This window comes from Microbacterium lacus (genome assembly GCF_039531105.1).
Taxonomy (GTDB): Bacteria; Actinomycetota; Actinomycetes; order Actinomycetales; family Microbacteriaceae; genus Microbacterium; species Microbacterium lacus.
Map to the genome: position 1 here is coordinate 1,672,190 of NZ_BAAAPK010000001.1, position 26,856 is coordinate 1,699,045.

A 26,856-nucleotide genomic window follows, 5' to 3' on the forward strand; every position below is an offset into this window, starting at 1 on the left:
ACCGCCAGGCTAGCGGGCGGCGCGCACCGCCGAGGCCGCGTCGGCCGGGCTCCCGTGCCACGGCGTTCCGTGTCCGGGGAGCACCCAGTCCGCGTCGAGATCTGCAAGACGGTCCAACGATCGCAGCGCGAGCTCGGGGTCGTCCGTGAACGGTGCCGGCTGCATGCCCGCGCGGCCGGTCAGCACGTGCGTGGTCGTCAGCGCATCGCCGACGAACACCGCGCGCACCGAGGGGACGAACACGGCGATGCTCCCGGGCGAATGGCCCGGCATCCCGACGACCACGGGTGATCCCGGCAGGGGGAGGACATCACCGTCAGCGACCTCGACGACGTCCGTCAGATAGCGGGTGCGCATGCCGCCCTTGCGGAGCGCGTACCCGAAGAAGCGGAGGAGTGCACCGATGCGGAACGGACCCATCGCGACCGCCGGCTTCTTTCCGCCCTTGGCGCGGTCCGCGTCGGCGGCGTGGACGAAGACCGGGACACCCTGTTCAGCCCGCATGCGCTCGGCGAAGCCGAGGTGATCGCTGTCTCCGTGGGTCAGCACGATGCCCTTCACGTCCGCGAGCGAGCGGTTCATCGTCGCGAGTTCGCGGGTCAGATCGCGGTGGTGGCCGGGCAGCCCGGCGTCGATCACGGTCACGCCCTCCGCCGTGTCGATCAGGTAGGCGGCGACGATGTCGTTGCCGATGCGGTGCAGGTGGGGAGCGAGCTTCATGGCGGCCTCCAGCGGTGGTGATATCATGGCTACGGTACATAGCCATGATAGCTTAGGTCAATAGCCATCGGTCGCTGACAGGAGAACACGATGCCCACACCGGAACGCACGACGCTCGCGGACATCGTCGGAGCGGGCAGGGAGATCCTCGAGACCGGTGGTCCCTCCGGTCTCACGATGCAGGCGGTTGCGGAACGCGTCGGAGTCCGGGCGCCCTCGCTGTACAAGCGCGTCCGCGATCGTGACGCGCTCCTCACCCTCGTCGTCGAGGCCTCCGCACGCGATCTCGCCGACCGGCTGGAGCGGTCCGACCAGAGCCTGCGCTCGATCGCCCACACCTACCGGGACTTCGCCCGGCGGCATCCGGAGGGTTTCCGCCTCATGTTCGCGATCGACGGTGCGCAGGACGAGATGGCTCGCGCGGCCGTGCCGCTGCTGAACGCGACCGCCGAGCTCGTCGGGGCGGATGCCGCGCTGGACGCCGCGCGTCTGCTCACCGCCTGGGCGACGGGCTTCGTGAACATGGAGAACTCGGGATCGTTCCGCTTCGACGGCGACATCGAGCAGGCGTTCGAGTACGGGCTCGATCGGCTCGAGGCCGGCCTGCGGTCCGGGTGAGGGAACATTCCGGTCGGGGAGGGCGTTCTGATACTCTGAGATGTCACCCGTGTGGCTTCATTGCCGTGCGCGCGTGACATCGCACTCACAATCCATTCGCGGAGACCTGCGGCACACGTGTGTCCGTGCGTCGAAGCCCGACATCCCAACCCAACAAGGACAACCCACTACATGACTATCGCAACGACCGCCCCGGCCACCAAGCAGGTCGCCATCAACGACATCGGATCTGCTGAGGACTTCCTGGCCGCGGTCGAACTGACCCTCAAGTTCTTCAACGACGGCGATCTCATCGAAGGAACCGTCGTGAAGATCGACCGCGACGAGGTCCTCCTCGACGTCGGATACAAGACCGAGGGTGTCATCCCCTCGCGCGAGCTCTCGATCAAGCACGACGTCGACCCCAACGAGGTCGTCAAGGTCGGCGACCAGGTCGAAGCCCTCGTTCTCCAGAAGGAGGACAAGGAAGGCCGTCTGATCCTGTCCAAGAAGCGCGCCCAGTACGAGCGCGCCTGGGGCGACGTGGAGAAGATCAAGGAGACCGACGGTGTCGTCACCGGTTCCGTGATCGAGGTCGTCAAGGGTGGCCTCATCGTCGACATCGGCCTGCGCGGCTTCCTCCCCGCATCGCTCATCGAGCTCCGTCGCGTCCGCGACCTCACGCCGTACCTCGGCCAGGAGATCGAGGCGAAGATCCTCGAGCTCGACAAGAACCGCAACAACGTGGTGCTCTCGCGCCGCGCGCTGCTGGAGCAGACGCAGTCCGAGTCGCGCACGTCGTTCCTGAACAACCTGCACAAGGGTCAGGTCCGCAAGGGCACGGTCTCGTCGATCGTCAACTTCGGTGCGTTCGTGGACCTCGGCGGTGTGGACGGCCTCGTGCACGTCTCCGAGCTGTCGTGGAAGCACATCGAGCACGCCTCCGAGGTCGTCGAGGTGGGTCAGGAAGTCACCGTCGAGATCCTCGAGGTCGACCTGGACCGCGAGCGCGTGTCGCTTTCGCTCAAGGCCACCCAGGAGGACCCGTGGCAGGTCTTCGCGCGTACGCACGCGATCGGACAGGTCACGCCCGGTAAGGTCACCAAGCTCGTTCCGTTCGGCGCGTTCGTGCGCGTCGCGGACGGCATCGAGGGCCTCGTGCACATCTCCGAGCTCTCCGGCAAGCACGTCGAGCTCGCCGAGCAGGTCGTGTCCGTCGGCGAAGAGGTGTTCGTCAAGGTCATCGACATCGACCTCGAGCGTCGCCGCATCTCGCTGTCGCTCAAGCAGGCCAACGAGTCGGTCGACCCGTTCGGCACCGAGTTCGACCCCGCCCTGTACGGCATGGTCACCGAGTACGACGAGAACGGCGAGTACAAGTACCCCGAGGGCTTCGACCCGGAGACCAACGCCTGGAAGGAAGGCTCCGACGAGGCCCGCGAGAAGTGGGAGCAGGAGTACGCCGCCGCCCAGGCTCGCTGGGAGCAGCACAAGGCTGCCGTCGCCAAGGCCGCCGAGGCCGAGGCTGCAGCCCCGACCGAGACCAGCTCCGCATCGAGCTCGTTCTCGTCCGACAGCTCCGCCGGCGGCACCCTGGCCGACGACGAGGCTCTCGCGGCTCTCCGCGAGAAGCTGTCGGGTCGCTGATCCACACGCTGTAACCACACAGGCCGTCACCTTCGGGTGGCGGCCTGTGTCGTCGGTGGCACGTATCTTGAGCGGGTGATCGACTCCGCACCGCCGTGCCTCGTGGACGGATGCCGCGCCGACGTCCCGGCCGACGCTCCGCTCGCGCTGTGCGAGCATCACCTGGCCGTTGCAGGGGAGTGGGACCAGCGCCGGTACGGCGTGACGGATGCGCTGCCGTCACCGTGCCGTCTCTGCGGCTCGAGGATCGGCATCCGCTACCCGTCCGCATGGGTGTGCGCCGTCTGCGAGTGGCGCCACGGCGAACTCGTCGACCACGAGCTTCCGCCGCCGAGGGTCGACGTCGTGTACTACCTCCGGGTGGCCGATCGCGTGAAGATCGGCACGTCCGGCAATCCACGGCAGCGGTTGCGCGCCCTCTGGCATGACGAGCTGCTCGCCTTCGAGCGCGGTGATCGCCGGCTCGAACGTCGACGACACGAGCAGTTCGCCGCGGAACGGTTCGCGACCACCGAGTGGTTCCGGCTCAGCGGGCGACTGCTCGCACACATCGAGCACGTGCGTGCCGGCGTGGAAGACCCCTGGGATCGGTACGTGCGGTGGATGAGCGAGAGCTACGCGGTCAGCCGGTAGCCGACGCCCCGCACGGTCTCGATCCATCGCGGCTGCGAAGCCGACTCGCCGAGCTTGCGGCGGAGGTTCGCGACGTGCACCTCGATCGCCCGGGCGTCGCTGTCGCTGACGAATTCGACTCCGGTGTACTGCTCACCGCGCAGCATGAGGGCGAGGTCGGACTTCGCGCGGACGCGTCGTCCCGAGCCGAGCAGGTCGGCGAGGATGTCGAACTCGCTGCGGGTGAGTTCGAGATCCGCGCCGTCCACCGTCACGATGCGGGTGTCGGGGTTGAGACGGACGCCGCGGTGCTCGAGCCATCCGACCGCGCCTTCGTCGTCGCCGATCGTGGCGACCGGGACGGTGGCGACATGGTGACGGGGGCGGCGCAGCATCGCGTCGATCCGCGCGCGGAGCTCGCGGGGTCGGAACGGCTTGGCGACGTAGTCGTCGGCGCCCGCTTCGAGGCCCTGCAGGGCGTCGATCTCCTCAGTCCGCGCGCTGAGCATCACGATGTAGGTCGAACTCACGGCACGGATCCGCTTCGCGGTCTCGAAGCCGTCCATGCCGGGCATGTTGACGTCGAGCGTCGTGACGATCGGTCCGTGGGTGCGGACGAGCTCGAGGCCCTCTTCTCCGGTGCCGGCGCCGTGGACGGTGAACCCCGCCTGGGTGAGGACCGTCGACAGCAGCGACCGGATGTCTTCCTCATCCTCGATCACGACGGCGACGCGCGCTTCTTCCACCTCTGCACCTTCCGGCGCGGGCGAATCGATCGGCGACGCCCGAACGTCGGCCAGGATATCCCACAACGGCGTCTCGGACCCGTCGACGAGGCCGCTCATGGGCGCACCGGGGAGTTATGGGATGGCGATCGCCCCCACGATCGCCATCCCTCCGCACCGAGAGCGGGACTGCTGTGTTGCATGGCTGTCCTCCTCGAACACCGTCCGAGGATTCGCCTTCATCGGGCTGACACCGACGATACGGCGCTCCGCTCAGCCGCGGCTCAGGCGAGGCTCAAGACTGGCTGAGGTTCTGCGCGCGGGCATGGAATGCTCGTCTCATGCCACTCATCGCCCTCACCGGAGGCATCGCTTCGGGAAAGTCCACCATCGCGCGGCGCCTTGCGGAGCATGGCGCAGTCATCGTCGACGCCGACCAGGTCGTCCGCGATGTGCAGCAGCCCGGATCCCCGGTCCTCCGCGCGATCGCGGACGCCTTCGGCGACGGCATGCTCCGCGAGGACGGCGCGCTGGATCGGGCGGCCCTCGCGGCTCGGGTCTTCGGGGATCCCGAGGCGGTCGGCAGGCTGAATGCGATCGTGCACCCGGCCGTGCGGGTGGAGTCCCAGAGGCAGTTCGACGAGGCCTTCGGATCCGACCCCGATGCGGTGGTGGTGTACGACGTGCCGCTGCTGGCGGAGGCCCGCCTCGCCGATCCGTGGGATCTGATCGTCGTGGCGCATGCGCCCGCGGAGGTCAGGGCGCACCGGCTGGTGGAGCTGCGCGGCATGACCGAGCAGGAGGCAGCGGCCCGGATCTCGTCGCAGGTCAGCGACCAGGAGCGGCTGTCGATCGCGGACGTCGTCATCGAGACCGACGGCCCTCTGGAGCGCACGCTCGCGCAGGCGGATGACCTCTGGTCGCGTCTGGGCGAGCTCGTCGGCGCCCGGCGGGGCCTGCGGCGGTAAAATCGGAAGCCCCGGCGAAGGAGATGCCATGGGCCTGTTCTCGGGATTCCGCCGCCGCAAGCACTCTGCCGCCGTGACGGAGGAAGAGCGCATCGCGCGCTACGTGTACCTGCTCAATACCCTCCCGGCGAGTGTGATCGAGAGCGCGCACGCGGCGGCCTTCGCCGATGTGCCGGCGCAGCGCCGCCGCGAGATGTTCGAGCAGCTCCGCCCCTTCATGTCCGAGTCCGAGCGGTCCGCGTCTCCCGAGGACCCGCACGTCCTGGCCCGGCTCGTCCGCCGCGCGGAGGAGCGGCGGGCCGAGCGCGCCGCCGCCGGTGACGCTCCGGATGCCGCCGCCGAAGCCGCCGTGCGGACGCGCACCGCGACCGCGGACGACTCGTACGTCGACCCTCGGGCGATGATGATGCAGACGGGCGTGATGGCGCTCGTGGCCTACCAGTTCATGACGGCGTCTGCGGTGTCGGCCTACTTCACCGTCGGTGCGGGTTCCCTGACCGTCGGCGACGAGCCGGCATGGGTCGGCGACACGTTCGACCCGGGCTCGTCGGGCATGGACGCCTCCGCGGGCTTCGACGGCGGAGCCTGGGACGGTGGAGGGTTCGGCGGCGGTTTCGACGGTTCAGGGCTCGGCGGAGGATTCGACGGCGGGGGCGGCTTCGGCTGAGCGCGAACGCCGGCCGTGATGTCGGAGGCCCCGCCTACCCTGGAAGGATGCAGACGACACGATCCGTACGGCCGTTCGAGGTCGTCAGCGAGTACGTCCCCTCCGGAGATCAGCCGCAGGCGATCGCCGACCTGGCGGCGCGCATCAACGCCGGTGAGACCGACGTCGTGCTTCTGGGTGCGACCGGAACGGGCAAGTCCGCGACGACCGCCTGGCTCATCGAGCAGGTGCAGCGACCGACCCTCGTCCTCGCCCACAACAAGACCCTGGCGGCCCAGCTCGCGAACGAGTTCCGCGACCTCATGCCGCACAACGCGGTCGAGTACTTCGTGTCGTATTACGACTACTACCAGCCCGAGGCGTACGTCCCGCAGACGGACACCTTCATCGAGAAGGACTCCTCGGTCAATGCCGAAGTCGAGCGACTGCGCCACTCCACCACCAACTCGCTCCTGAGCCGTCGCGACGTCGTCGTGGTCTCGACCGTGTCGTGCATCTACGGACTCGGTGCGCCGGAGGAGTACCTCCGGGCGATGGTCGCGCTCCAGGTGGGGGAGCGCTACGACCGCGATGCGCTCATCCGCAAGTTCATCGCGATGCAGTACAACCGCAACGACGTCGACTTCTCCCGCGGCAACTTCCGCGTGCGCGGCGACACGATCGAGATCATCCCCGTGTACGAGGAGTACGCGATCCGCGTCGAGCTGTTCGGCGACGAGATCGAAGCGCTCTACATGCTGCATCCGCTCACCGGCGACGTGATCCAGAAGCTCGATTCCGTCCCGATCTTCCCCGCGTCGCATTACGTCGCGGGCACCGACACCGTTCAGCGCGCGATCGGGACGATCGAGGTCGAGCTCGCCGAGCGGCTCAAGGAGCTGGAGTCGCAGGGAAAGCTGCTCGAAGCTCAGCGCCTGCGGATGCGCACGACGTTCGACCTCGAGATGCTGCAGCAGCTCGGATTCTGCTCGGGGATCGAGAACTACTCGCGCCACCTCGACGGACGTGCGCCGGGCGAGGCGCCGCACTGTCTCCTGGACTTCTTCCCCGACGACTTCCTCGTCGTGATCGACGAGTCGCACGTGACGGTTCCGCAGATCGGCGCGATGTACGAAGGCGACGCCTCCCGCAAGCGCACGCTCGTCGAGCACGGTTTCCGCCTGCCCAGCGCCATGGACAACCGCCCGTTGCGGTGGGATGAGTTCAAGGATCGTGTGGGTCAGACCGTCTACCTGTCGGCCACGCCGGGGCGTTACGAGATGGGCATCGCCGATGGAGTGGTCGAGCAGATCATCCGCCCGACGGGTCTGATCGACCCGCAGATCATCGTCAAGCCGTCCAAGGGACAGATCGACGACCTGCTGGAAGAGATCCGGGTGCGTGCCGAGCGCGATGAGCGCGTCCTGGTCACCACCCTCACCAAGAAGATGGCCGAGGAGCTCACCGACTTCCTCGGCGAGCACGGCGTGCGTGTGCGCTACCTCCATTCCGACGTCGACACGCTGCGCCGGGTCGAACTGCTGACCGAGCTCAGATCCGGCGTGTACGACGTGCTGGTCGGCATCAATCTGCTCCGTGAGGGGCTCGACCTTCCCGAGGTCTCCCTCGTGGCGATCCTGGATGCCGACAAGGAGGGGTTCCTGCGGTCGGGGACCTCGTTGATCCAGACGATCGGACGCGCGGCACGAAACGTGTCCGGTGAAGTCCACATGTACGCCGACACCATGACCGACTCGATGCGCGCGGCGATCGAGGAGACCGACCGCCGGCGCGACAAGCAGATCGCCTACAACCTCGAGAACGGAATCGACCCGACGCCGCTGCGCAAGAAGATCGCGGACATCACGGACGTGCTGGCGCGCGAAGGCGCGGACACCGCCGCGATGATGTCGAAGCGGGATGCCGCGAAGACGAAGTCCGGGAAGGGCAAGTCGCCGACACCGCGCCTGCGACGCGAAGGAATCGCCGCGGAGGGCGCCGAGCAGCTGGAGGCGACGATCCTCGATCTCTCGAACCAGATGCTCGCCGCCGCCGGCGAGCTCAAGTTCGAGCTGGCCGCACGACTGCGTGATGAGGTCCAGGACATGAAGAAGGAGCTGCGCGCCATGGAGCGCGCCGGCCACGCCTGAATCACGGACAGTGCATGAGGGGCTTCGGGCCCGACCTGTCGAACGAGTGAGCCGTCATCGGCTGCCCGCACAGCGGACACGCGCGTTCCGCGCGCTCGGCGACCGTGGGTGGGGGAGTCGTCTCGTAGGGACCGACCGACGCGGGGCCGGCGAGCGAGATGAGCCGGGCGTTGATCCAGGCGTACCAGCCGCCGGCCTCCCGGACGCGTTCCCGGAGCGGTCGGCGGGGTTCGGCATCCGGCGTGGGCATATCACTTAGTGTACGAATGATTCACGCACTATGCTAATCGGATGCCGAACTCGTCCACAGCCGCGGAAGACCTGCTCAAACTGGACAACCAGGTGTGCTTCGCGCTCGTCACCGCCGCGCGCAACGTGGTGTCGATCTACCGGCCGATCCTGGAACCGCTCGGCCTCACACATCCGCAATACCTCGTGATGCTGGCGCTGTGGGAAGCGGCACCGCGTTCGGTGCGCGATCTCGCGGACGAGCTCGCCCTCGAGTCCGCCACGCTCTCGCCGCTGCTGAAGCGACTCGAGGCGCAAGGGCTCGTGACGCGCCGGCGCCGTCCTGACGACGAGCGGGCGCTCGACGTCGGTCTGACCGACGCCGGCCGGCGGCTGCGCGATGAGGCACTGGAGGTGCCGGCGCGCGTCATGGCGGCCGTCGGGGCCGATGCCGACGCGCTCGTGGCCCTCCGTGATGCGCTCGCACCGTGGGCGGGGCATCGTGCGGGCAACGATGCGTGAACAATCTCTCATCCCTCTGGATTCGCGTCGCCGCTGACCATAGTCTCGAAGCGGTGCGAGGGTGCACGACCCGAACTCGTACCATCTCCTTCTTCATCCCCCATCGGAGGAACGTCATGCGATCAAGGTCACACCCGCGCGGCGCCCGGCGCTTCGCCGCCGCAGCTGCTCTCACCGCCGCGGCACTCGGAGCGAGTGCTCTCGCCGCGCCCGCCGCTCAGGCCGATCCCACTCAGGTGCAGATCCTGGCCACGAACGACTTCCACGGCCGCATCGCCGCGAACGGCACAGAGGCAGGCGCCGCGAAGCTCGCGGGCGTGGTGCAGTCGCTGCGCGCGTCCAACCCGAACACGGTCTTCGCCGCCGCCGGCGACCTGATCGGCGCATCGACGTTCGAGTCGTTCATCCAGAGTGACAAGCCGACGATCGACGCGCTCAACGCGGCAGGCCTCGAGGTCTCGGCGGTGGGCAACCACGAGCTCGATCAGGGCTACGACGACCTCGTCAACCGGGTGATGGCGCCCTACGACGCGGTGACGAACCCGTACGGCGGCGCGGAATGGCAGTACATCGCCGCCAATCTGAAGGTGCGCGCGACCGGCGATGACGCGGTCCCGGCGACGTGGATCAAGGAATTCGGCGACGTGCAGGTCGGGTTCGTCGGCGCGGTCACCGAAGAGCTGCCCGCACTGGTCAGTCCTTCCGGCATCGCCGACATCGAGGTGCGCGGCATCGTCGACTCCGTCAACGCCGAGGCCGCTGAACTGGTCAGCGCCGGCGCCGATCTCGTCGTGATGCTCGTGCACGAGGGCGCGGCGACGACCGACTGCCAGCAGGGCATCGCCGCCGGGACCACGTGGGGCGAGATCGTCGGCGGGGTCTCGGCCGACGTCGATGCGATCGTCTCCGGTCACACCCACCTCGCCTACAACTGCGAGTACCCCGTGCAGCAGTGGGCCAACGAGCAGCGCCCGGTCGTGAACCGACCCGTGGTCTCCGCGGGTCAGTACGGCACGAACCTGAACCAGCTGCTGTTCACCGTGGACGGCAGCACCGGTGTCGTGAGCGCGAAGACCCAGAACATCATCGCGATCGCCCCGCAGGCTGCGGCGCCCGATTCGGCGGTGGCCGCTCTCGTCGCCGAGGCGATCGCCGAAGCGGACGTGCTCGGTGCGGAGCCCCTCGGCGAGATCGCCGGCGGATTCAACCGGGCGAAGCTCGCGAACGGCACGACCGAGAACCGCGGCGGCGAATCGACGCTGGGAAACCTGGTCGCCGAGGTCCAGCAGTGGGCGACCGAAGCGCCGGAGTCCGGAGGCGCACAGATCGCGTTCATGAACCCGGGCGGACTCCGTCAGGACATGGTCGGGACGGATGCGGGCACCGGCGCATACCCGCGGACGCTCACCTACAAGCAGGCTGCGGTCGTGCAGCCGTTCGCGAACACGCTCGTGAACCTGCAGCTGACCGGCGCCCAGATCAAGACCGTGCTCGAGCAGCAGTGGCAGCGCGATGCCTACAACGCTCTGCCGACCCGGCCGTACCTGCGACTCGGCGCGTCCGAGGGCTTCGAGTACACCTACACCCAGCAGACCGTGACGGAGACCCAGCGCGACAACCCCACGACGGCGGAGAACGAAGAGGGCCGTACCTACCAGGCTCCGCGGGGCACCGTCACCGGCATGTGGCTGAACGGCGAGCCGATCGACCCGGCCGCGACCTACTCGGTCACGGTCAACTCGTTCCTCTCCAGCGGCGGCGACAACTTCCGCGAGTTCGCCAACGGCGCGAACCGCCGCGACACGGGCAAGGTCGATCTCGCTGCGATGGTGGACTACCTCGGGCAGTTCGCCCCGGCCGGCTCGCCGCTGGCGGTCGACTACTCGCAGCGCGCCGTCGAGGTTGCTCCGGCCGCCGGCTCGCCGGCGTCCTACGCACCGCGGGGAACGGCATCCTTCCAGGTGAAGTCCTGGGCCATGACCGCGCCCGGTGACGCCAAGGACAGCGAGATCATCGTCAGCTCGGGTGGTCGCGAGCTCGGGCGCTTCCCCGTGGACAACACCGTCGGGACCGCGATCTACGACGATTACGGCACGGCGTCGATCTCGGTGACGCTGCCGCCGAACGTCCGCCCGGGCGCCGCGGAGCTGACCCTCACGGGCGCGACGACCGGCACCGAGGTCTCCGTGCCGATCACGATCGGAGAGAAGTCCACCCTCAGCCTGCGCACGAAGCAGGACGGGCGCGGAGGCGACGTCAGTGCGACCGTGACGGTCCGCACGAAGGGCACCGGCACCGGAACGGTGCAGCTGCGCGAGGGCGACGTGGTGATCGGCTCCGCGCAGATCGTCGACGGCTCCGCGACGTTCGATCTGACCGGGCTCTCGGCCGGCCGACACCGCATCACCGCGGTGTACTCCGGCGACGCGAGCACGCTCGGCAGCGAGGTCTCCGGAACGGTCCGCGTCCGCTGATTCGCTGACAGCGCACCCTCGGGCGGGGCCTCCGACCTTCGTGTCGGAGGCCCCGCCTAGACTTGTGCGGTGCCCATCGTCCCCGTCGCCGCGCCCGGAAACACCAGTGGAAAGCTCAGTGTCCGGGGCGCCCGTGTCCACAATCTCAAGGATGTCGACCTCGACATCCCCCGCGACTCGCTCGTCGTCTTCACCGGTCTGAGCGGATCCGGAAAGTCCAGCCTCGCGTTCGACACGATCTTCGCCGAAGGGCAGCGTCGCTACGTCGAGTCGCTCAGCGCCTACGCGCGTCAGTTCCTCGGACAGGTCGATCGCCCCGACGTGGACTTCATCGAGGGTCTCAGTCCCGCGGTGAGCATCGACCAGAAGTCCACGAACCGCAACCCGCGATCGACCGTCGGAACGATCACCGAGATCTTCGACTACATGCGTCTGCTCTGGGCGCGCATCGGGGTACCGCACTGCCCGGAGTGCGGCGAGGTGATCCAGCGGCAGACCGTCCAGCAGATCGCCGATCAGCTCATGGAGCTGCCCGAGCGCACCCGTTACCAGATCGTCGCCCCCGTCGTCTCGCAGAAGAAGGGCGAGTTCGTCGACCTGTTCAAGGAGCTGTCGGCGAAGGGGTACGCGCGTGCCGTGGTCGACGGTGAGCTCATCCAGCTGGCCGAGCCGCCCGTGCTCAAGAAGAGCTACAAGCACGACATCGCGGTGGTCGTGGACCGTCTCGTGGCCAGCGACGACATCCTGAGCCGGGTGACCGACTCCGTCGAGACCGCCCTGGGCCTCGCCGGCGGCATCGTCCAGGTCAACTTCGTCGATGAGGAGGGGGACGCCGCCTGGCAGTCGTTCTCCGAGAAACTGGCCTGCCCGAACGGCCACCCTCTGCAGCTCACCGAGATCGAGCCGCGCACCTTCTCGTTCAACGCGCCGTTCGGCGCGTGCCCGACGTGTTCCGGTCTCGGCACCCGCATGTCCGTGGACGTCGACCTCATGCTCGGCGACGAGGACCTCTCCATCCGCGAAGGCGTCCTCATCCCGTGGACCACGCAGGGCAAAGGTCTCTTCCAGTACTACGAACGCCTTCTCGAGGGACTCGCGTCCGATCTGAACTTCTCACTGGACACGCCGTGGCGCGACCTGCGCGTCGACGTGCAGGATGCCGTGCTCCGCGGTGAGAACTACAAGGTGACCGTCAAGTGGAAGAACCGCTACGGCCGCGAGATGCGCTATTCGTCGGGCTTCGAAGGTGTCGTGCCGTACATCGAGCGGCAGTACATCCAGGCCGACTCCGACTCGCAGCGCCAGCGGTGGTCCGAGTACCTGCGCGAAGTGCCGTGCCTGGCGTGCAACGGCGACCGACTCAAGCCCGAAGTGCTCGCCGTCCTGGTCCACGGCCACTCCATCGCGGATGCCGCACGCCTGAGCCTCGCGGATGCCCAGGAGTACTTCGACAAACTCGAGCTCACTCCGCGCGAGGCGAAGATCGCCGCGCAGGTCCTGCGTGAGATCCGCGCGCGCCTGAACTTCCTCCTGCAGGTGGGGCTGAACTATCTGAGCCTCAGCCGCTCGGCCGGGTCTCTCTCCGGCGGCGAGGCGCAGCGCATCCGTCTGGCCACGCAGATCGGCTCCGGACTCACCGGCGTGCTCTACGTGCTGGATGAGCCGTCGATCGGCCTGCACCAGAGGGACAACCGCCGGCTCATCGAGACGCTGCTCACCCTGCGCGACCTCGGCAACACGCTCATCGTCGTCGAGCACGACGAGGAGACGATCCACGCGGCCGACTGGGTCGTGGACATCGGACCACGCGCGGGCGTCGACGGCGGTCACGTGGTGCACTCCGGTCCGCTCGCCGAACTCCTCACGGACAGCGAGTCGATCACGGGCGACTATCTGGCCGGCCGACGGTCGATCCCGACGCCGAAGAAGCGACGTCGCATCGACAAGAAGCGAATGATCACGGTCGTCGGGGCGCGCGAGAACAACCTGCGCAACGTCACGGTCGACTTCCCGCTCGGCGTCATGACGGCGGTGACCGGGGTCAGCGGCTCGGGCAAATCGTCGCTCGTGAACGGCATCCTGTACGAAGTCCTCGCCACGCGTCTGAACGGCGCGCGTCGCATCGCGGGCAAGCACACCCGCGTGACGGGCCTGGACAACCTCGACAAGGTCGTCCACGTCGATCAGGCGCCGATCGGCCGTACGCCGCGCTCGAATCCGGCGACATACACCGGCGTGTTCGATCGGGTGCGGACCCTGTTCAGCGAGACACCCGAGGCGAAGGCACGCGGCTACCAGCCCGGGCGCTTCAGCTTCAACGTCAAGGGCGGGCGCTGCGAGGCGTGCTCGGGTGACGGCACGATCAAGATCGAGATGAACTTCCTGCCCGATGTGTACGTCGACTGCGAGGTGTGCCACGGCAAGCGATACAACCGCGACACGCTGTCGGTGCACTACAAGGGCAAGAACATCGCCGAAGTGCTCGAGATGCCGATCGCCGAGGCGGCGGAGTTCTTCGAGCCGATCCAGGCGATCCACCGGTATCTGAAGACGCTCGTGGACGTGGGCCTCGGCTACGTCCGGCTCGGCCAGTCGGCGACGACGCTCAGCGGCGGCGAGGCGCAGCGCGTGAAGCTCGCGACCGAGCTCCAGCGCCGCAGTAACGGCCGCAGCATCTACGTCCTCGACGAGCCGACGACCGGCTTGCACTTCGAAGACGTCGCCCGGCTGCTCGAGGTTCTCGGCAGCCTGGTCGAGAAGGGCAACACGGTGATCGTGATCGAGCACAACCTCGACGTGATCAAGTCCTCCGACTGGGTGATCGACCTCGGACCGGAGGGGGGCTCCGGCGGCGGGCAGATCGTGGCGACCGGCACGCCCGAGCAGGTCGCGCGGGTCGAGGGCAGCCACACCGGCGCGTTCCTGGCGGAGGTGCTCGGCCTGTCTGCGGTGCGCAAGGCCGGGTGATCCGGGGTGGCCAAGACGGCGCGACCGACGGTCGCGTACAAACCGCGCCCAGGTGAGATCCCGACCAATCCCGGGGTGTACCGGTTCCGGGACGCCTCGGGCCGGGTGCTCTACGTCGGCAAGGCGAAGAACCTGCGCGCGCGGCTGTCGAACTACTTCGCGCCGCTGCGGACGCTGCACGAGCGCACGCGGCGGATGGTCACGAGCGCGGCATCCGTCGAGTGGACGGTCGTGGCCAGCGACGTGGACTCCCTGCAGCTGGAGTACATGTGGATCAAGGAGTTCGATCCGCCGTTCAACGTCCGCTACCGCGACGACAAGTCGTACCCGTTCATGGCGATCACGCTCGCCGACGAGGCTCCCCGCGTGATCGTGACACGCAACCGGCGCATTCCCGGTGCGAAGTACTTCGGCCCGTACCCCAAGGTGTGGGCGGTGCACGACACGATCGATCTGATGATCAAGGTCTTCCCGATCCGCACGTGCAGCGACGCGTCGTACAAGAAGGCGATGGCGACGGGGCGGCCCTGCTTCCCCGGGCAGATCGGCCGCTGCGGCGGCCCGTGCTCGATGAAGGTCACGATCGAGGAGCATCGCGCGATCGTCGACGACTTCGTCGCGTTCATGGCCGGCGGCGATCAGCGCTTCTCGCGGGAGCTCAACGCCCGCATGCGCGAGGCGTCCGCCGCGATGGACTACGAAGCGGCAGCCGTGTACCGGGACCGGCTCCAGGCGATCGACGCCGTACTCAACAAGAGCGCGCTCGTGCTGTCCGAGGACACGGATGCCGACCTCTTCGGCATCGCGGAGGACGAGCTCAGCGCCGCCGTGCAGCAGTTCGTGATCCGCGGCGGCCGCGTCCGCGGTGTGCGCGCGACCACGATCGACAAGGAGATCGACATCGACGGGGCCGATCTCGTCGATCAGGTGGTCCAGCGCGCGTACGGGGATGCCGCCGCCGCCGACATCCCGCGCCAGGTCCTCGTCCCCGCACTGCCCGAGGACGCGGCCGAACTCGAGATGTGGCTGCGCGAGCGACGCGGCAAGCAGGTGAGCATCCAGGTCGCGCAGCGGGGTCGCAAGGCGGAGCTGCTCAAGACGGCGAACCTGAACGCCCAGCAGGCGCTCATCCTGCACAAGACCCGACGGACGAGTGACTACGTCGCCCGCACGCAGGCGCTCACGGACCTGCAGGAGGCCCTCGGACTCAGCGAAGCGCCGCTGCGCATCGAGTGCTACGACGTCTCCCACCTCGGCGGCACGAATGTGGTCGCCTCCATGGTCGTGTTCGAGGACGGCCTGCCGCGCAAGGACCAGTACCGAAACTTCGGCGTGAGCGAGACGACGGACGACACCGACTCGCTGTACCAGGTGCTGATCCGGCGACTGGCGTACCTGGACCGCCCGGAGCCGGTGGAGGATCCGGATTCCACCGCGCCCAAACGGCCCCGCTTCGCCTACCCGCCGCAGCTCCTCGTCGTCGACGGCGGCAAGCCGCAGGTCGAGGCGGCCGCGCGCGCTCTCGCGGATGCCGGGCACGAGGAGATCGCGCTGTGCGGGATCGCCAAGCGACTCGAGGAGGTGTGGCTGCCGGGGGAGGAGTATCCGGTCATCCTCCCGCGCACGAGCGAGGCGCTGTACCTGCTGCAGAGACTGCGCGACGAGGCGCACCGTTTCGCGATCACCCACCAGCGCCGGCGCCGGCGCCGCGACATCCAGAGCGTGCTGGCGGAGGTGCCCGGACTCGGTGAGGCGCGCATCAAGGCGCTGCTGCGGCACTTCGGTTCCGTCGCGGCACTCAAGCAGGCCACGCCCGAGGAGATCACCGAGTTACCCGGCGTCGGGCCGAAGCTCGCGGCTGCCATCCATGCCCACCTGGCGAGTGGGTAGGCTGGGCACCCGGAGTCGAGCGCGCGGGGAGCAGGTGGCGGAGGCCATGACGGACCTTGAGGAAGCGGCTTCGGCCGACCATCGCGACGGCGGAGAGGTGCTGATCGTCACCGGCATGTCCGGCGCCGGCAGGTCGACGGTCGCCGACGCGCTGGAGGACCTCGGCTGGTACGTCGTGGACAACCTGCCGCCCCAGATGCTGCGCCCGTTGCTCGACCTCACCGAGCTTGCAGCCGGCGCGCTGCCGCGGGTCGCCGTGGTCGTGGACGTGCGGGGACGGGATCTGTTCGTCGACCTCCCCGAAGTGACCCGCGCGCTGCAGCGCAGCCGTCGTCAGGTCCGGACGATGTTCCTGGACGCGTCCGACGACGTGCTCGTACGCCGGTTCGAGGCGGTCCGCCGCCCCCATCCGCTGCAGGGCGACGGCACGATCCTGGACGGCATCCTCCTCGAACGCGAGCGACTGGCGATCGTGCGAGAGAGCGCAGACGTGCTGATCGACACGTCGGGTTTCAACATCCACCAGCTCGCCACGCGCGTGATCGAACTGTTCTCCGCCGAGGATGCCGCGCGCCACACCGTGACGGTGATGAGCTTCGGCTTCAAGTACGGACTGCCGCCGGACGCCGACCTCGTGGCCGACATGCGATTCCTGCCGAACCCGTTCTGGAACGACGAACTCCGCGCCCTCACCGGCGAGGATGAGGCCGTCCGCGACTACGTGCTCGCCCAGGACGGTGCGTCGGACTTCCTCGACTCGTACGCCGCCGCGCTCGAACCGGTCCTGGCCGGCTATCAGCGCGAGAACAAGGGCCACTCGGTCGTCGCGGTCGGATGCACCGGCGGCAAGCACCGCTCCGTCGCGATGGCCCGCGAGCTCGCTGCGCGCCTGTCGGCGCTTCCCGGGGTGGCCGTCCGGGTGAAGCACAGGGACCTGGGTCGCGAGTAGGCTGGACCGTCGTTCCCCCACCCGACAACGCCCACCACGAGGAGATCCGTGTCGCTGACCGCTGACGTGAAGGCCGAACTGACCTCAGTACGCGATCCCAGCCCCACGGCTCGCGTAGCCGAGCTGACCTCGCTCCTGCGGTTCTCCGGCGGCCTGCACTCGATCGCCGGCCGCGTCGCCGTCGAGGCGGAACTGGATTCGGATCCGCTGGCCCGCCGGGTCGCGCGCGACCTCATGGAGATCTACGGCGTTCGTCCCGAACTCGTCCACGTGCAGGGGTCGGGTGCCCGCAACGGCAGCCACTACGCCGTCCGGGTCATCGACGGCGGCGAGACCCTCGCTCGGCAGACCGGGTTGCTCGATCAGCGGCGCCGGCCGGTCCGCGGCCTGCCCAACAAGCTCACGACCGGATCGCGCGGCGATCTCGCGGCGATCTGGCGCGGCGCGTTCCTGGCTGCCGGGACTCTCAGCGACCCCGGCAGGTCGGCCGCGCTGGAGATCACCTGCCCCGCGCCCGAGGCGGCGATGGCCCTCGTCGGTGCGGCGCACCGCCTGAACATCCCCGCCAAGGCCCGCGAGGTGCGCGGTGTGCCGCGCGTCGTCGTGCGCGAGGGGGAGGCGATCCGAGTGGCGCTCGCCCAGATGGGTGCCCAGCGTGCGGCGGGCGAATGGGATCAGATGCGCCAGCGCCGCGAGGTCCGCGCCGGGGTGAACCGACTCGTCAACTTCGATGACGCGAACCTGCGTCGATCTGCGCAGGCCGCCGTCGCGGCGTGCGCACGCGTGGAGCGGGCGCTCGAGATCCTCGGTGAGGAGGTGCCCGAGCACCTCCGCGAAGCCGGCGCGCTGCGCCTGGCGCACCGCGACGCGAGCCTGGATGAGCTCGGCCACCACGCCGACCCCCCGCTGACGAAGGACGCCGTCGCCGGACGCATCCGTCGACTGCTCGCGATGGCCGACAAGAAGGCCGAGGTCGAGGGGATCCCCGACACCGAGTCCGCCGTGCCGGTCGGCGCCGAGGACTGATCAGGGAATCGGGACAGCGCTTCCGGAGACCGTGATGCCGCCCGTCTCCGGGACATCCACCGTGAGCACTCCGGGGCGGCCGACGTGCCGGCCCTGGGTGATCACGATGCGCGCCGGCGGCCGCACGGCCCCGGTCGCACGCAGGTAGCCGCCGGTCGCGGCGGCGGCCGCGCCGGTCGCCGGATCCTCGACCAGCGTGCCCACCGGGAAGATGTTGCGCGCGTCCCACCGGCCATCGCCGAGGTCGCGGAGCACGATGATCGTCGCCGGCCAGCCCTCGGCATCCATGAGAGCCCGCGCAGCGCCGGCGTCGAACGCGAACGTCTCGAACAGTTCGCTGTCCGCGAGCACGATCAGGGGATGCCGATTGCCGGCATACGCGAGCATCGGCGGGTGCGCGGCGTCCAGGTCGGCCCGTTCCGCACCGATCAGGGCCAGGACCGCGTCGAGCGGCCGATCGGCGAGGGGCTCGACGTACGGCTCGACGCTCGTGAAGGATGCCGCGCGCACCCCCGCGTCGATGCGTGTCGTGATCGCGACCTCGCCGACCCGGGTCTCGAACGCGAACATGCCGTCGCCTTCGGTCCGCGCCAGAGCGATCGCCGTCGCGACGGTCGCGTGACCGCAGAAGGGCACCTCCGCGACGGGGGAGAAGTACCGGATGCCGCGCCGCCGGCCTGCGCCGCTGACGAAGGCCGTCTCGGCGTAGCCCACGTCGGCCGCGATCCGCTGCATGCGCGCCTCCGAGAGCGCATCGGCGCCGACGACGACGCCGGCGGGATTGCCGCCGTCGGGATCGCCCGTGAAGGCCGCCCAGCGTTCGATCACCGGTTCGGGATGCCGACTCATCCGGCGATCGTAGCGGCGATAGTGGGTGTCATCCAGGGAAGCAACCCCGGCGGCCGCGCGTTGCTGCTCGGTAGGATGAAGACGTCATTCTCGCTGGGCCGAGGAGTATCGGCTCAGCGCCGACAGGAAGAAGAGAACATGGCGAAGTACACCTTGCCCGACCTCCCCTACGACTTCGCAGCCCTCGAGCCGCACATCAGCGGCAAGATCATGGAGCTGCACCACGACAAGCACCACCAGGCGTACGTCACCGGCGCCAACACGGCGCTCGAGCAGTTGGCGGAGGCGCGGGAGACCGGCAACCTGGCGAACGTGAACAAGCTCGAGAAGGACCTCGCGTTCAACCTCGGCGGTCACGTCAACCACTCGATCTTCTGGACGAACCTCGCTCCGGCGAGCGACGGCGGAGGCGGCGAGCCCGAGGGCGAGCTGCAGGCCGCGATCACCGAGTTCTTCGGCGGCTTCGACAAGTTCCAGGCCCACTTCACCGCGGCCGCCACCGGCATCCAGGGTTCGGGCTGGGCGGTGCTGAGCTGGGACCCGATCGGGGAGCAGCTGATCATCCAGCAGCTCTTCGACCAGCAGAGCAACACCGCGCAGGGCACCGTCCCGATCTTCCAGCTGGACATGTGGGAGCACGCCTTCTACCTGGACTACCTGAACGTCAAGGCCGACTACGTCAAGGCCGTCTGGAACATCGCGAACTGGCAGAACGTCGCGCAGCGCCTCGACGCCGCCCGCGAGAAGACCTCGGGCCTGCTGGTACTGTCATAGCGTGTGACGGCGTCCCGGTGGGATGACCTCACCGGGACGCCGTTGTCCTCGTCTGCAACCGCACTCACCGCGCACTCGCGCACGACACATCTCAGGAGAACTTCCGTGGCTGTCAAGATCGGAATCAACGGCTTCGGCCGCATCGGACGCAACTACCTCCGCGCGGCTCTCGCGCAGGGCGCGGACATCGACATCGTGGCGGTGAACGACCTCACCGACAACAAGACGCTGGCCCACCTGCTGAAGTACGACTCCGTCGGCGGAGTCCTCGCCGAGGACGTCACGTACGATTCAGATTCGATCACGGTCGGCGGTAAGACCATCAAGGTCTTCGAAGAGCGCGACCCGGCCAACCTCCCCTGGGGCGAGCTCGGCGTGGACATCGTCATCGAGTCGACCGGACGCTTCACCAAGGCCGAGGATGCCAAGAAGCACATCGCCGGCGGCGCGAAGAAGGTCCTGATCTCCGCACCCGCCACCGGTGACGACGTCACCGTCGTGATGGGCGTCAACGAGGGCGACTACAACCCCGAGACCGACGTGATCATCTCGAACGCCTCGTGCACCACGAACTGCCTCGCCCCCCTGGCGAAGGTCTTCAACGATGCGTTCGGCATCGAGCGCGGGTTCATGATGACCGCGCACGCGTACACCGCCGACCAGAACCTCCAGGACGGACCGCACAGCGACCTGCGTCGCGCCCGTGGCGCCGCGATCAACATCGTCCCCGCATCGACCGGTGCGGCCAAGGCGATCGGTCACGTGCTCCCCGAGCTGAACGGCAAGCTGAGCGGATCCTCGTACCGCGTGCCGGTTCCCACCGGCTCGATCGTGGACCTCACGATCGTGACCCCGACCGAGGGCCTCACGGTCGACCAGGTCAACGCCGCCTACAAGGCCGCCGCCGCCGACGGGCGCCTGGCCGGCTACCTGCAGTACACCGAGGACCCGATCGTCTCCAGCGACATCCAGGGCAACCCGCACTCGTCGATCTTCGACGCCGAGCTGACCAACGTCAGCGGCAACCTCGTGAAGGTCTCGGCGTGGTACGACAACGAGTGGGGCTACTCCAACCGTCTGGTCGACCTCACCGAGTACGTCGGCGAAAGCCTCTGAGCGCGCTCTGACATGCCTCTGCGCACCCTGGAATCGCTGGGTTCGCTCGCCGGCACGCGGGTCATCGTCCGCTGTGATCTGAACGTCCCCCTGAAGGACGGCCAGATCACGGACGATGGCCGCGTGCGGGCGTCGCTGCCCACCCTGAACGCGCTCATCCAACAGGGTGCGCGTGTCGTCGTCTGCTCGCACCTGGGTCGCCCCGACGGGGCTCCCGACGCGAAGTACAGCCTCGCCCCCGTTGCGCAGCGTCTTTCCGAGCTCCTCGGCAAGCCTGTCGCGTTCGCGCGCGACACGGTGGGCGAGTCGGCGCAGGAAGCCGTCGCCGCCCTCGAGGACGGTGATGTCGCCGTGATCGAGAACCTCCGCTTCAACCCGGGGGAGACCTCGAAGGACGACGCCGAGCGCCGCGCGTTCGCGGAGCAGCTCGCCGGGCTCGGCGACGTGCTGGTCTCGGACGGATTCGGCGTCGTGCACCGCAAGCAGGCGAGCGTGTACGACCTCGCCGAGATCCGTCCGTCGGCGGCCGGCCTGCTCATCGCGGCCGAGCTCGACGTGCTGGACCGGCTCACGGAGACCCCGGAGCGCCCGTACACCGTCGTCCTCGGCGGCTCGAAGGTCAGCGACAAGCTCGGCGTGATCTCGCACCTGCTGCCGCGCGTGAACCGTCTGCTCATCGGCGGCGGGATGCTCTTCACCTTCCTCGCCGCTCAGGGCCACAAGGTCGGCGCGAGCCTGCTCGAAGCCGATCAGCTCGACACCGTGCGCGAGTACCTGCGCACTGCGCAGGAATCCGGCGTCGAGATCGTGCTGCCCACGGACATCGTCGTGGCATCGAAATTCGGGGCGGATGCCGAGCACGTCGTCACCGCGGCGGACGCGATCGAAGACACACCGTTCGGCGCCTCCGGCCTCGGTCTGGACATCGGGCCGGAGACGGCCGCGCGTTTCGCGGAAGCGATCCGCGAAAGCCGGACCGTGTTCTGGAACGGCCCGATGGGCGTGTTCGAACTCGCTCCGTTCGCCGCCGGCACGAAAGCCGTGGCTCAGGCGCTCACCGAGGTCGACGGCCTGAGTGTGGTCGGCGGCGGCGACTCCGCGGCGGCGGTGCGGCAGCTCGGATTCCGCGACGACCAGTTCGGTCACATCTCCACGGGCGGCGGCGCGAGCCTGGAGTTCCTCGAAGGCAAGAAGCTCCCCGGACTGGAGGTCCTCGGATGGTCGTAGCGCGACTCCCGCTCATCGCGGGCAACTGGAAGATGAACCTGGATCACCAGCAGGCGATCGCCTTCGTGCAGAAGCTGCACTGGGCGCTCAAGGAGGCCAAGCACCTCGACGACTCGGTCGAGGTGGGGATCTTCCCCCCGTTCACCGACCTGCGCACCGTGCAGACGCTGCTGGATGCCGACAAGATCCCGTTCGCCCTCGGCGCGCAGGACCTGTCGACGAAGGACTCCGGCGCGTACACCGGCGAGGTGTCGGGTGCGTTCCTGTCCAAGCTCAATTGCGCGTACGTGATCATCGGGCACTCCGAGCGTCGCGAGTATCACGGCGAAACCGACGAGGTCGTGGCCGCGAAGGTGCAGGCGGCGCTGCGGCATTCGCTGGTGCCGGTGATCTGCGTCGGCGAGACCTTGGAGCAGCGCGAGGAGTCGGGACCCACGGCGATCTCCGTCGGCCAACTCGAGGTGGCGCTGGAGGGCGTCCCGGCCGACGCCGACATCGTGGTGGCCTACGAGCCGGTCTGGGCGATCGGGACAGGTCAGGTCGCGTCGCCTGAGCAGGCGCAGGAGGTGTGCGCGAAGCTCCGCGAGGTCGTCGCGGCCAAGCTCGGTCCGGATGCCGGGCAGCGCACCCGTGTGCTGTACGGCGGATCGGTCAAATCCGCCAACATCGCCAGCTTCATGCGTGAACCCGATGTGGACGGCGCCCTGGTCGGCGGCGCGAGCCTCGTCGTCGACGAGTTCGCGGCCATCATCAGGTACCAGAAGCACGTCGGCGTCTGACCGCGCTTATACTGGGAGATCGTGCGCCCGTGACGGGCGCGGTGAAAGGCGTAGATCTGTGCAGATCCTCGAGTTCGTCCTGCAGGTGCTCCTGGGCATCACCAGCCTCCTGCTGACCCTGCTCATCCTGCTCCACAAGGGGCGTGGTGGCGGTCTGTCCGACATGTTCGGCGGCGGCATGACATCGGCGCTGGGGTCGTCCGGCCTCGCTGAGCGCAACCTCAACCGCTTCACCGTGATCCTCGCGCTCGCGTGGTTCGTCTCGATCGTGGCCCTCGGCCTGATCACGAAGTTCCAGAGCGTCTGATGGCCACCGGAGGAAACGCCATCCGCGGCACCCGCGTCGGTGCCGGGCCCATGGGCGAGCAGGACCACGGCTTCCACGCGGAGCGCATCGCGATCTCCTACTGGGATGCGCTCGGCAACGAGACGATCCGGTACTTCGCTGCCGGCATCCCCGACGAGGAGATCCCCGAGACGATCGACTCGCCGCACTCCGGCCTTCCCGCCGGACGCGACAAAGAGAATCCGCCGGCCCTGGCGAAGACCGAGCCGTACAAGACGCACCTCGCCTATGTGAAGGAGCGTCGTACGGAAGAAGAGGCCGAGCAGCTCCTCGACGACGCGCTCAAGCAGCTGCGCGACCGTCGCGGCCAGGACTGACGCCGAAGCGAAGTGAGAAAGGCGCCGCAGTGCGGCGCCTTTCTCAGTACTCCTGGTCGATGAGCTCCGGGGGCACCTGCGAGGCCGCGGCCTCGTCAACGAAGAAGATCGTGCGTCGGCGTCCTTTGGCGCCCGCGGCCGGCACGCTCGCGTAGCTGGCTCCGGCGAGGGCGAGTCCCAGCGCCGCGGCCTTGTCGGCTCCGGCGAGCACGAGCCACACGCGCCGCGACCCGTTGATGACGGGTCGCGTCAGGGTGATCCGCTCGGGGGGAGGCTTGGGGGAGTCCCGCACCGCGACGGCGACCTCGTCCGTCAGGAGGATCTCGGGCCGGTCGGGGAAGAGCGAGGCGATGTGACCGTCCGGACCCACGCCGAGGAAGCAGATGTCGAAGGACGGCCAGGGGGTGCCGTCGTCCTGGGGGAAGCGGGCGAGCTCCGCGGCGTAGCGTGCCGCGCCGCCCTCGAGGTCGATGCCCTCATCGCTCGCGGGCATGTGGTGGACGTTCGCCGCCGGGATGGTCAGTGCGTCCAGCAGGGCGTCGCGCGCCTGCTTCTCGTTGCGGTCGGGGTGTTCGCGTCCGACGAAACGCTCATCGCTCCACCAGAAGTGCACCCGCGACCAGTCGACGCGGTCGCGACGCGGATTCGCGGCTGCGGCGGCCAGGACCGCGGATCCCATCGACCCGCCGGTGAGCGACACGTGCACGAGCGCGCCGTCGGCGCCGCACTTGGCAAGGCGATTGAGGAACCGGGTGGCAACGGACTCAGCGAGGGCCGTGGTGTCGGTGCTGATCACCACGCGCTTCTCGATGACGTAATCAGCCATGCGTCTCCTGCGTCGCCGGTTCCAAGAGCTCCCAGCCCTCGGTGATCACTCGACCATACAGGACGTCGGGATCGAGGCGACGAAGCTCCTCGGCCAGGCACTCGCGGAGCGTGCGCCGCGGCAGGACGAGGTCGTGCTGCGGCTGACCGGGCTGGGTCAGGCACGCGATCGCAGGGGAGGAGCGCTCGAGAAGGACATCCCCGCTCGCCCGGCTGAGGCGCACGGACTTGATCCCGTCGGCCCACTCGTCCTCGGGCAGGTAGCGCCAGTCCACCGGCACGTCGAGCATGAGGCGCAGCCACGCGGCCAGCAGGGCCGTGGACGGGGAGCTCGCGGCACCGCGCACCTGAACGGCGGTCACGGCGTCGTACGGGGGCTGGTCGAGGACCGCCGCAAGCTGCTCGCGCCAGTGCGTGAGCCGCGTCCAGGCGAGATCGGTGTCGCCGGGTGCGTGGTTCTGTCCGAGCGAGGCCACCCATGCCGACGGGTCCGACTTCGTGGCGGCATCCGTGATGCGTCGTTGCGCGATACGACCGATCGACGTGGTCGACGGCGACTCGGGCGTCTTGTTCGGCCACCAGACGACGACGGGGGCATCGGGCAGCAGCAGACCGGTCACGAGGCTCTCGAGATTGCTCTCGCCCGCCTCGCCGAGCGCGCGGAGCGTCACGACCTCGCTCGCACCGGCGTCGCCACCGACGCGGATCTGCGCGTCCAGCCGGGAGTCGGCATCCGCTCCGTCGACCATGAGCACGATCACCCGCATCGGGTGCTCGCGCGAGGCGTCGTTCGCGGCCTCGACGACCTCTTCGAGCGCCGCCTCCCGCGTGAGGATCACCAGGGTCAGGACGCGACCGAGTGCGACCGCGCCGCCCTCCTCGCGCACGCTGACCAGGGCCCGCGAGATCTTGCTGACGGTCGTGTCGGGCAGGTCGATGATCACGGGCGCCTCCAGGTGCGTCCATCGCGGGCGAGCATCTCGTCCGCGGATGCCGGACCCCAGGAACCAGGGGCGTACTGCTCGAGCGGGCCGCCCTGCTGCGTCCAGAACTCCTCGATGGGGTCGAGGATCTTCCAGGACAGCTCGACCTCCTCGTGCCGCGGGAAGAGCGGCGGATCGCCCAGGAGGACGTCGAGGATGAGCCGCTCGTAGGCCTCGGGGCTCGCCTCCGTGAAGGCGTGACCGTAGCCGAAGTCCATCGTGACGTCGCGCACCTGGGCGCCCGCGCCGGGCACCTTCGAGCCGAAGCGGATCGTGACGCCCTCGTCGGGCTGCACGCGGATCACGAGGGCGTTCTGCCCTTGACCGGAGGTCTGGCTCCGGGAGAACAGCTGTTCGGGCGCCGTCTTGAAGACGACGGCGATCTCGGTGACGCGGCGCCCGAGGCGCTTTCCGGTGCGCAGGTAGAACGGCACCCCCGCCCAGCGCCGCGTGTTGATCTCGAGTGTGATCGCCGCGTACGTCTCGGTCGTGGACTTGGGGTCCATCCCGTCTTCCTCGAGGAAGCCGAGCACCTTCTCGCCGCCCTGCCAACCGCCGGCGTACTGTCCGCGCGCCGTCGAGCGCGCCAGGTCGTCCGGAAGCGTGACGGCCGCGAGGACCTTCTCCTTCTCGGCGCGCAGGTTCTTCGCGTCGAACGAGATGGGCTCCTCCATCGCGGTGAGCGCGAGGAGCTGCAACAGGTGGTTCTGGATCACGTCGCGGGCGGCTCCGATGCCGTCGTAGTACCCGGCCCGGCCGCCGACGCCGATGTCCTCGGCCATCGTGATCTGGACGTGGTCGACGTAGTTCGCGTTCCAGATCGGCTCGTAGAGTTCGTTCGCGAATCGGAGGGCCAGGATGTTCTGGACCGTCTCCTTGCCGAGGTAGTGATCGATGCGGAAGATCGAGTCGGTCGGGAACGTGGAGCGCAGCGCGTCGTTCAGCTCCCGCGCCGAGGCCAGGTCGTGCCCGAACGGCTTCTCGATCACGACCCGCCGCCAGCGCTCGGGCCGGTCGGCGGTGTCATCCACGAGGCCCGACGCGCGCAGCTGCTCGGCGACGAGGGCGAACGCCTTCGGGGGGATGGAGAGGTAGAAGGCGTGGTTGCCCATCGTGCCGCGTTCCACATCGAGGGTGTCCACGGTCTCCCGGAGGCGGCGGAACGCGTCCGGGTCGTCGAACTCGCCCGAGACGAACTTGATGCCCTGCAGCAGCTGCTGCCACGTCTCCTCGCGGAACTCGGTCCGCGAGTGCTCCTTCACGGCGTCCTTGACGACCTCCGCGAAATCCTGGTCCTCCCAGTCCCGGCGCGCGAAGCCCACCAGGGCGAAACCCGGGGGCAGAAGACCGCGATTGGCCAGGTCGTAGACGGCCGGCATGAGCTTCTTGCGCGACAGGTCGCCGGTCACCCCGAAGATCACGAGGGCGCTGGGCCCGGCGATCCGGTTCAGCCGGTGGTCCTCCGCATCGCGGAGCGGATTGTGCCCGCGCGAGATCTCTACAGTCATGGATCCTGCTT

At 68.7% G+C, this 26,856-nt stretch carries 25 protein-coding genes; 18 read left to right on the plus strand and 7 right to left on the minus strand.

Annotation, left to right across the window (positions count from 1 at the left end; genetic code table 11):
- Positions 1 to 9: 9 nt before the first annotated feature.
- On the minus strand, positions 10 to 747 hold the full coding sequence (locus ABD197_RS07895; RefSeq protein WP_344053298.1) for an MBL fold metallo-hydrolase: 738 nt from the start codon (positions 745 to 747) through the stop codon (positions 10 to 12).
- Between the two features lie 63 nt (positions 748 to 810).
- Between ABD197_RS07895 and ABD197_RS07900 the strand changes: the two genes are divergently transcribed.
- The 3 genes from ABD197_RS07900 to ABD197_RS07910 all read left to right on the plus strand — a co-directional run bounded on the left by ABD197_RS07900 (position 811) and on the right by ABD197_RS07910 (position 3,597).
- Positions 811 to 1,338 (plus strand): TetR/AcrR family transcriptional regulator, encoded by a 528-nt coding sequence (locus ABD197_RS07900; protein WP_344053300.1) that lies wholly within the window; start codon positions 811 to 813, stop codon positions 1,336 to 1,338.
- Between the two features lie 171 nt (positions 1,339 to 1,509).
- Positions 1,510 to 2,964 (plus strand): 30S ribosomal protein S1, encoded by a 1,455-nt coding sequence (gene rpsA, locus ABD197_RS07905; protein ID WP_344053302.1) that lies wholly within the window; start codon positions 1,510 to 1,512, stop codon positions 2,962 to 2,964.
- 75 nt (positions 2,965 to 3,039) lie between these two features.
- Entirely contained in the window at positions 3,040 to 3,597 is a 558-nt protein-coding gene (locus tag ABD197_RS07910) for a GIY-YIG nuclease family protein (protein WP_344053304.1), read from the plus strand.
- On the opposite strand, the gene ABD197_RS07915 is transcribed toward ABD197_RS07910, so the two are convergent.
- Positions 3,579 to 4,421 carry a response regulator transcription factor gene (locus tag ABD197_RS07915; protein ID WP_344053306.1) on the minus strand — a complete coding sequence of 281 codons (843 nt, stop codon included), beginning with the start codon at positions 4,419 to 4,421 and terminating at the stop codon, positions 3,579 to 3,581. The two genes, ABD197_RS07910 and ABD197_RS07915, sit on opposite strands and share 19 nt — an antisense overlap.
- A gap of 221 nt (positions 4,422 to 4,642) precedes the next feature.
- Here ABD197_RS07915 and coaE point away from each other — a divergent pair, with 221 nt between their 5' ends.
- The 3 genes from coaE to uvrB are packed head-to-tail and all read left to right on the plus strand — an operon-like array spanning position 4,643 to position 8,065.
- Positions 4,643 to 5,269 (plus strand): dephospho-CoA kinase, encoded by a 627-nt coding sequence (gene coaE, locus ABD197_RS07920; RefSeq protein ID WP_344053308.1) that lies wholly within the window; start codon positions 4,643 to 4,645, stop codon positions 5,267 to 5,269.
- Between the two features lie 28 nt (positions 5,270 to 5,297).
- Complete coding sequence (locus ABD197_RS07925; protein WP_344053310.1) at positions 5,298 to 5,936, plus strand: hypothetical protein; 639 nt, start codon at positions 5,298 to 5,300, stop codon at positions 5,934 to 5,936.
- A 47-nt stretch (positions 5,937 to 5,983) separates the two neighbouring features.
- Positions 5,984 to 8,065: an excinuclease ABC subunit UvrB gene (gene uvrB, locus ABD197_RS07930; protein WP_344053312.1), complete on the plus strand. Its 2,082-nt coding sequence runs from the start codon at positions 5,984 to 5,986 to the stop codon at positions 8,063 to 8,065.
- A 1-nt stretch (position 8,066) separates the two neighbouring features.
- Here the strand turns inward: uvrB and ABD197_RS07935 are convergent, their stop codons facing one another.
- The gene (locus ABD197_RS07935; protein WP_344053314.1) at positions 8,067 to 8,315 is read right to left on the minus strand and encodes a hypothetical protein; all 249 of its coding nucleotides are present in this window, start codon (positions 8,313 to 8,315) and stop codon (positions 8,067 to 8,069) included.
- Positions 8,316 to 8,356: 41 nt separating this feature from the next.
- On the opposite strand from ABD197_RS07935, the gene ABD197_RS07940 reads away from it, so the two are divergent.
- The 6 genes from ABD197_RS07940 (at position 8,357) to whiA (ending at position 18,121) form a co-directional block, all read left to right on the plus strand.
- Positions 8,357 to 8,815: a MarR family winged helix-turn-helix transcriptional regulator gene (locus ABD197_RS07940; protein ID WP_344053316.1), complete on the plus strand. Its 459-nt coding sequence runs from the start codon at positions 8,357 to 8,359 to the stop codon at positions 8,813 to 8,815.
- Positions 8,816 to 8,931: 116 nt separating this feature from the next.
- A complete protein-coding gene (locus ABD197_RS07945; RefSeq protein ID WP_344053318.1) occupies positions 8,932 to 11,289 on the plus strand; it encodes a 5'-nucleotidase C-terminal domain-containing protein in 2,358 nt (785 codons plus the stop codon).
- Positions 11,290 to 11,358: 69 nt separating this feature from the next.
- A complete protein-coding gene (gene uvrA, locus ABD197_RS07950; RefSeq protein WP_344053321.1) occupies positions 11,359 to 14,256 on the plus strand; it encodes an excinuclease ABC subunit UvrA in 2,898 nt (965 codons plus the stop codon).
- 6 nt (positions 14,257 to 14,262) lie between these two features.
- The gene (gene uvrC, locus ABD197_RS07955; protein ID WP_344053323.1) at positions 14,263 to 16,146 is read left to right on the plus strand and encodes an excinuclease ABC subunit UvrC; all 1,884 of its coding nucleotides are present in this window, start codon (positions 14,263 to 14,265) and stop codon (positions 16,144 to 16,146) included.
- Between the two features lie 46 nt (positions 16,147 to 16,192).
- Entirely contained in the window at positions 16,193 to 17,095 is a 903-nt protein-coding gene (gene rapZ, locus ABD197_RS07960) for an RNase adapter RapZ (protein WP_344053325.1), read from the plus strand.
- A gap of 48 nt (positions 17,096 to 17,143) precedes the next feature.
- A complete protein-coding gene (gene whiA, locus ABD197_RS07965; RefSeq protein WP_344053327.1) occupies positions 17,144 to 18,121 on the plus strand; it encodes a DNA-binding protein WhiA in 978 nt (325 codons plus the stop codon).
- Here the strand turns inward: whiA and ABD197_RS07970 are convergent, their stop codons facing one another.
- Entirely contained in the window at positions 18,122 to 18,970 is an 849-nt protein-coding gene (locus ABD197_RS07970) for a PhzF family phenazine biosynthesis protein (protein WP_344053329.1), read from the minus strand.
- A gap of 138 nt (positions 18,971 to 19,108) precedes the next feature.
- Here ABD197_RS07970 and ABD197_RS07975 point away from each other — a divergent pair, with 138 nt between their 5' ends.
- The 6 genes from ABD197_RS07975 (at position 19,109) to ABD197_RS08000 (ending at position 23,529) form a co-directional block, all read left to right on the plus strand.
- Entirely contained in the window at positions 19,109 to 19,744 is a 636-nt protein-coding gene (locus tag ABD197_RS07975; RefSeq protein WP_344053331.1) for a superoxide dismutase, read from the plus strand.
- Between the two features lie 105 nt (positions 19,745 to 19,849).
- On the plus strand, positions 19,850 to 20,860 hold the full coding sequence (gap, locus tag ABD197_RS07980) for a type I glyceraldehyde-3-phosphate dehydrogenase (RefSeq protein WP_344053333.1): 1,011 nt from the start codon (positions 19,850 to 19,852) through the stop codon (positions 20,858 to 20,860).
- Between the two features lie 12 nt (positions 20,861 to 20,872).
- Complete coding sequence (locus ABD197_RS07985) at positions 20,873 to 22,087, plus strand: phosphoglycerate kinase (protein ID WP_344053335.1); 1,215 nt, start codon at positions 20,873 to 20,875, stop codon at positions 22,085 to 22,087.
- Positions 22,078 to 22,866 carry a triose-phosphate isomerase gene (gene tpiA / locus ABD197_RS07990; RefSeq protein ID WP_344053337.1) on the plus strand — a complete coding sequence of 263 codons (789 nt, stop codon included), beginning with the start codon at positions 22,078 to 22,080 and terminating at the stop codon, positions 22,864 to 22,866. Before ABD197_RS07985 ends, tpiA begins: the two co-directional genes overlap by 10 nt.
- A gap of 58 nt (positions 22,867 to 22,924) precedes the next feature.
- Positions 22,925 to 23,173: a preprotein translocase subunit SecG gene (secG, locus tag ABD197_RS07995; protein WP_091706206.1), complete on the plus strand. Its 249-nt coding sequence runs from the start codon at positions 22,925 to 22,927 to the stop codon at positions 23,171 to 23,173.
- Positions 23,173 to 23,529, plus strand: coding sequence for an RNA polymerase-binding protein RbpA (locus ABD197_RS08000; protein WP_344053341.1), 357 nt, complete (start codon positions 23,173 to 23,175; stop codon positions 23,527 to 23,529). Before secG ends, ABD197_RS08000 begins: the two co-directional genes overlap by 1 nt.
- Positions 23,530 to 23,572: 43 nt before the next feature.
- Here the strand turns inward: ABD197_RS08000 and pgl are convergent, their stop codons facing one another.
- The 3 genes from pgl to zwf are packed head-to-tail and all read right to left on the minus strand — an operon-like array spanning position 23,573 to position 26,845.
- Positions 23,573 to 24,355, minus strand: a complete 783-nt coding sequence (pgl, locus tag ABD197_RS08005; protein ID WP_344053343.1) for a 6-phosphogluconolactonase — start codon at positions 24,353 to 24,355, stop codon at positions 23,573 to 23,575.
- Entirely contained in the window at positions 24,348 to 25,298 is a 951-nt protein-coding gene (locus ABD197_RS08010) for a glucose-6-phosphate dehydrogenase assembly protein OpcA (RefSeq protein ID WP_344053344.1), read from the minus strand. Before ABD197_RS08010 ends, pgl begins: the two co-directional genes overlap by 8 nt.
- Positions 25,295 to 26,845 (minus strand): glucose-6-phosphate dehydrogenase, encoded by a 1,551-nt coding sequence (gene zwf / locus ABD197_RS08015; protein ID WP_344053346.1) that lies wholly within the window; start codon positions 26,843 to 26,845, stop codon positions 25,295 to 25,297. Before zwf ends, ABD197_RS08010 begins: the two co-directional genes overlap by 4 nt.
- Positions 26,846 to 26,856: the final 11 nt, after the last annotated feature.

What these genes read in the sequence shown, in the direction of transcription:
- ABD197_RS07985 (WP_344053335.1), top strand. Translation starts at nt 20,873, where the DNA reads ATGCCTCTGCGCACCCTGGAATCGCTGGGTTCGCTCGCCGGCACGCGG.
- ABD197_RS07915 (WP_344053306.1), bottom strand. Translation starts at nt 4,421, where the DNA reads ATGAGCGGCCTCGTCGACGGGTCCGAGACGCCGTTGTGGGATATCCTG.
- ABD197_RS07895 (WP_344053298.1), bottom strand. Translation starts at nt 747, where the DNA reads ATGATATCACCACCGCTGGAGGCCGCCATGAAGCTCGCTCCCCACCTG.
- pgl (WP_344053343.1), bottom strand. Translation starts at nt 24,355, where the DNA reads ATGGCTGATTACGTCATCGAGAAGCGCGTGGTGATCAGCACCGACACC.
- zwf (WP_344053346.1), bottom strand. Translation starts at nt 26,845, where the DNA reads ATGACTGTAGAGATCTCGCGCGGGCACAATCCGCTCCGCGATGCGGAG.
- ABD197_RS07945 (WP_344053318.1), top strand. Translation starts at nt 8,932, where the DNA reads ATGCGATCAAGGTCACACCCGCGCGGCGCCCGGCGCTTCGCCGCCGCA.
- ABD197_RS08000 (WP_344053341.1), top strand. Translation starts at nt 23,173, where the DNA reads ATGGCCACCGGAGGAAACGCCATCCGCGGCACCCGCGTCGGTGCCGGG.
- tpiA (WP_344053337.1), top strand. Translation starts at nt 22,078, where the DNA reads ATGGTCGTAGCGCGACTCCCGCTCATCGCGGGCAACTGGAAGATGAAC.
- ABD197_RS07925 (WP_344053310.1), top strand. Translation starts at nt 5,298, where the DNA reads ATGGGCCTGTTCTCGGGATTCCGCCGCCGCAAGCACTCTGCCGCCGTG.
- uvrB (WP_344053312.1), top strand. Translation starts at nt 5,984, where the DNA reads ATGCAGACGACACGATCCGTACGGCCGTTCGAGGTCGTCAGCGAGTAC.
- rapZ (WP_344053325.1), top strand. Translation starts at nt 16,193, where the DNA reads ATGACGGACCTTGAGGAAGCGGCTTCGGCCGACCATCGCGACGGCGGA.
- coaE (WP_344053308.1), top strand. Translation starts at nt 4,643, where the DNA reads ATGCCACTCATCGCCCTCACCGGAGGCATCGCTTCGGGAAAGTCCACC.
- rpsA (WP_344053302.1), top strand. Translation starts at nt 1,510, where the DNA reads ATGACTATCGCAACGACCGCCCCGGCCACCAAGCAGGTCGCCATCAAC.
- ABD197_RS07940 (WP_344053316.1), top strand. Translation starts at nt 8,357, where the DNA reads ATGCCGAACTCGTCCACAGCCGCGGAAGACCTGCTCAAACTGGACAAC.
- ABD197_RS07970 (WP_344053329.1), bottom strand. Translation starts at nt 18,970, where the DNA reads ATGAGTCGGCATCCCGAACCGGTGATCGAACGCTGGGCGGCCTTCACG.
- ABD197_RS07975 (WP_344053331.1), top strand. Translation starts at nt 19,109, where the DNA reads ATGGCGAAGTACACCTTGCCCGACCTCCCCTACGACTTCGCAGCCCTC.
- ABD197_RS07900 (WP_344053300.1), top strand. Translation starts at nt 811, where the DNA reads ATGCCCACACCGGAACGCACGACGCTCGCGGACATCGTCGGAGCGGGC.
- ABD197_RS07935 (WP_344053314.1), bottom strand. Translation starts at nt 8,315, where the DNA reads ATGCCCACGCCGGATGCCGAACCCCGCCGACCGCTCCGGGAACGCGTC.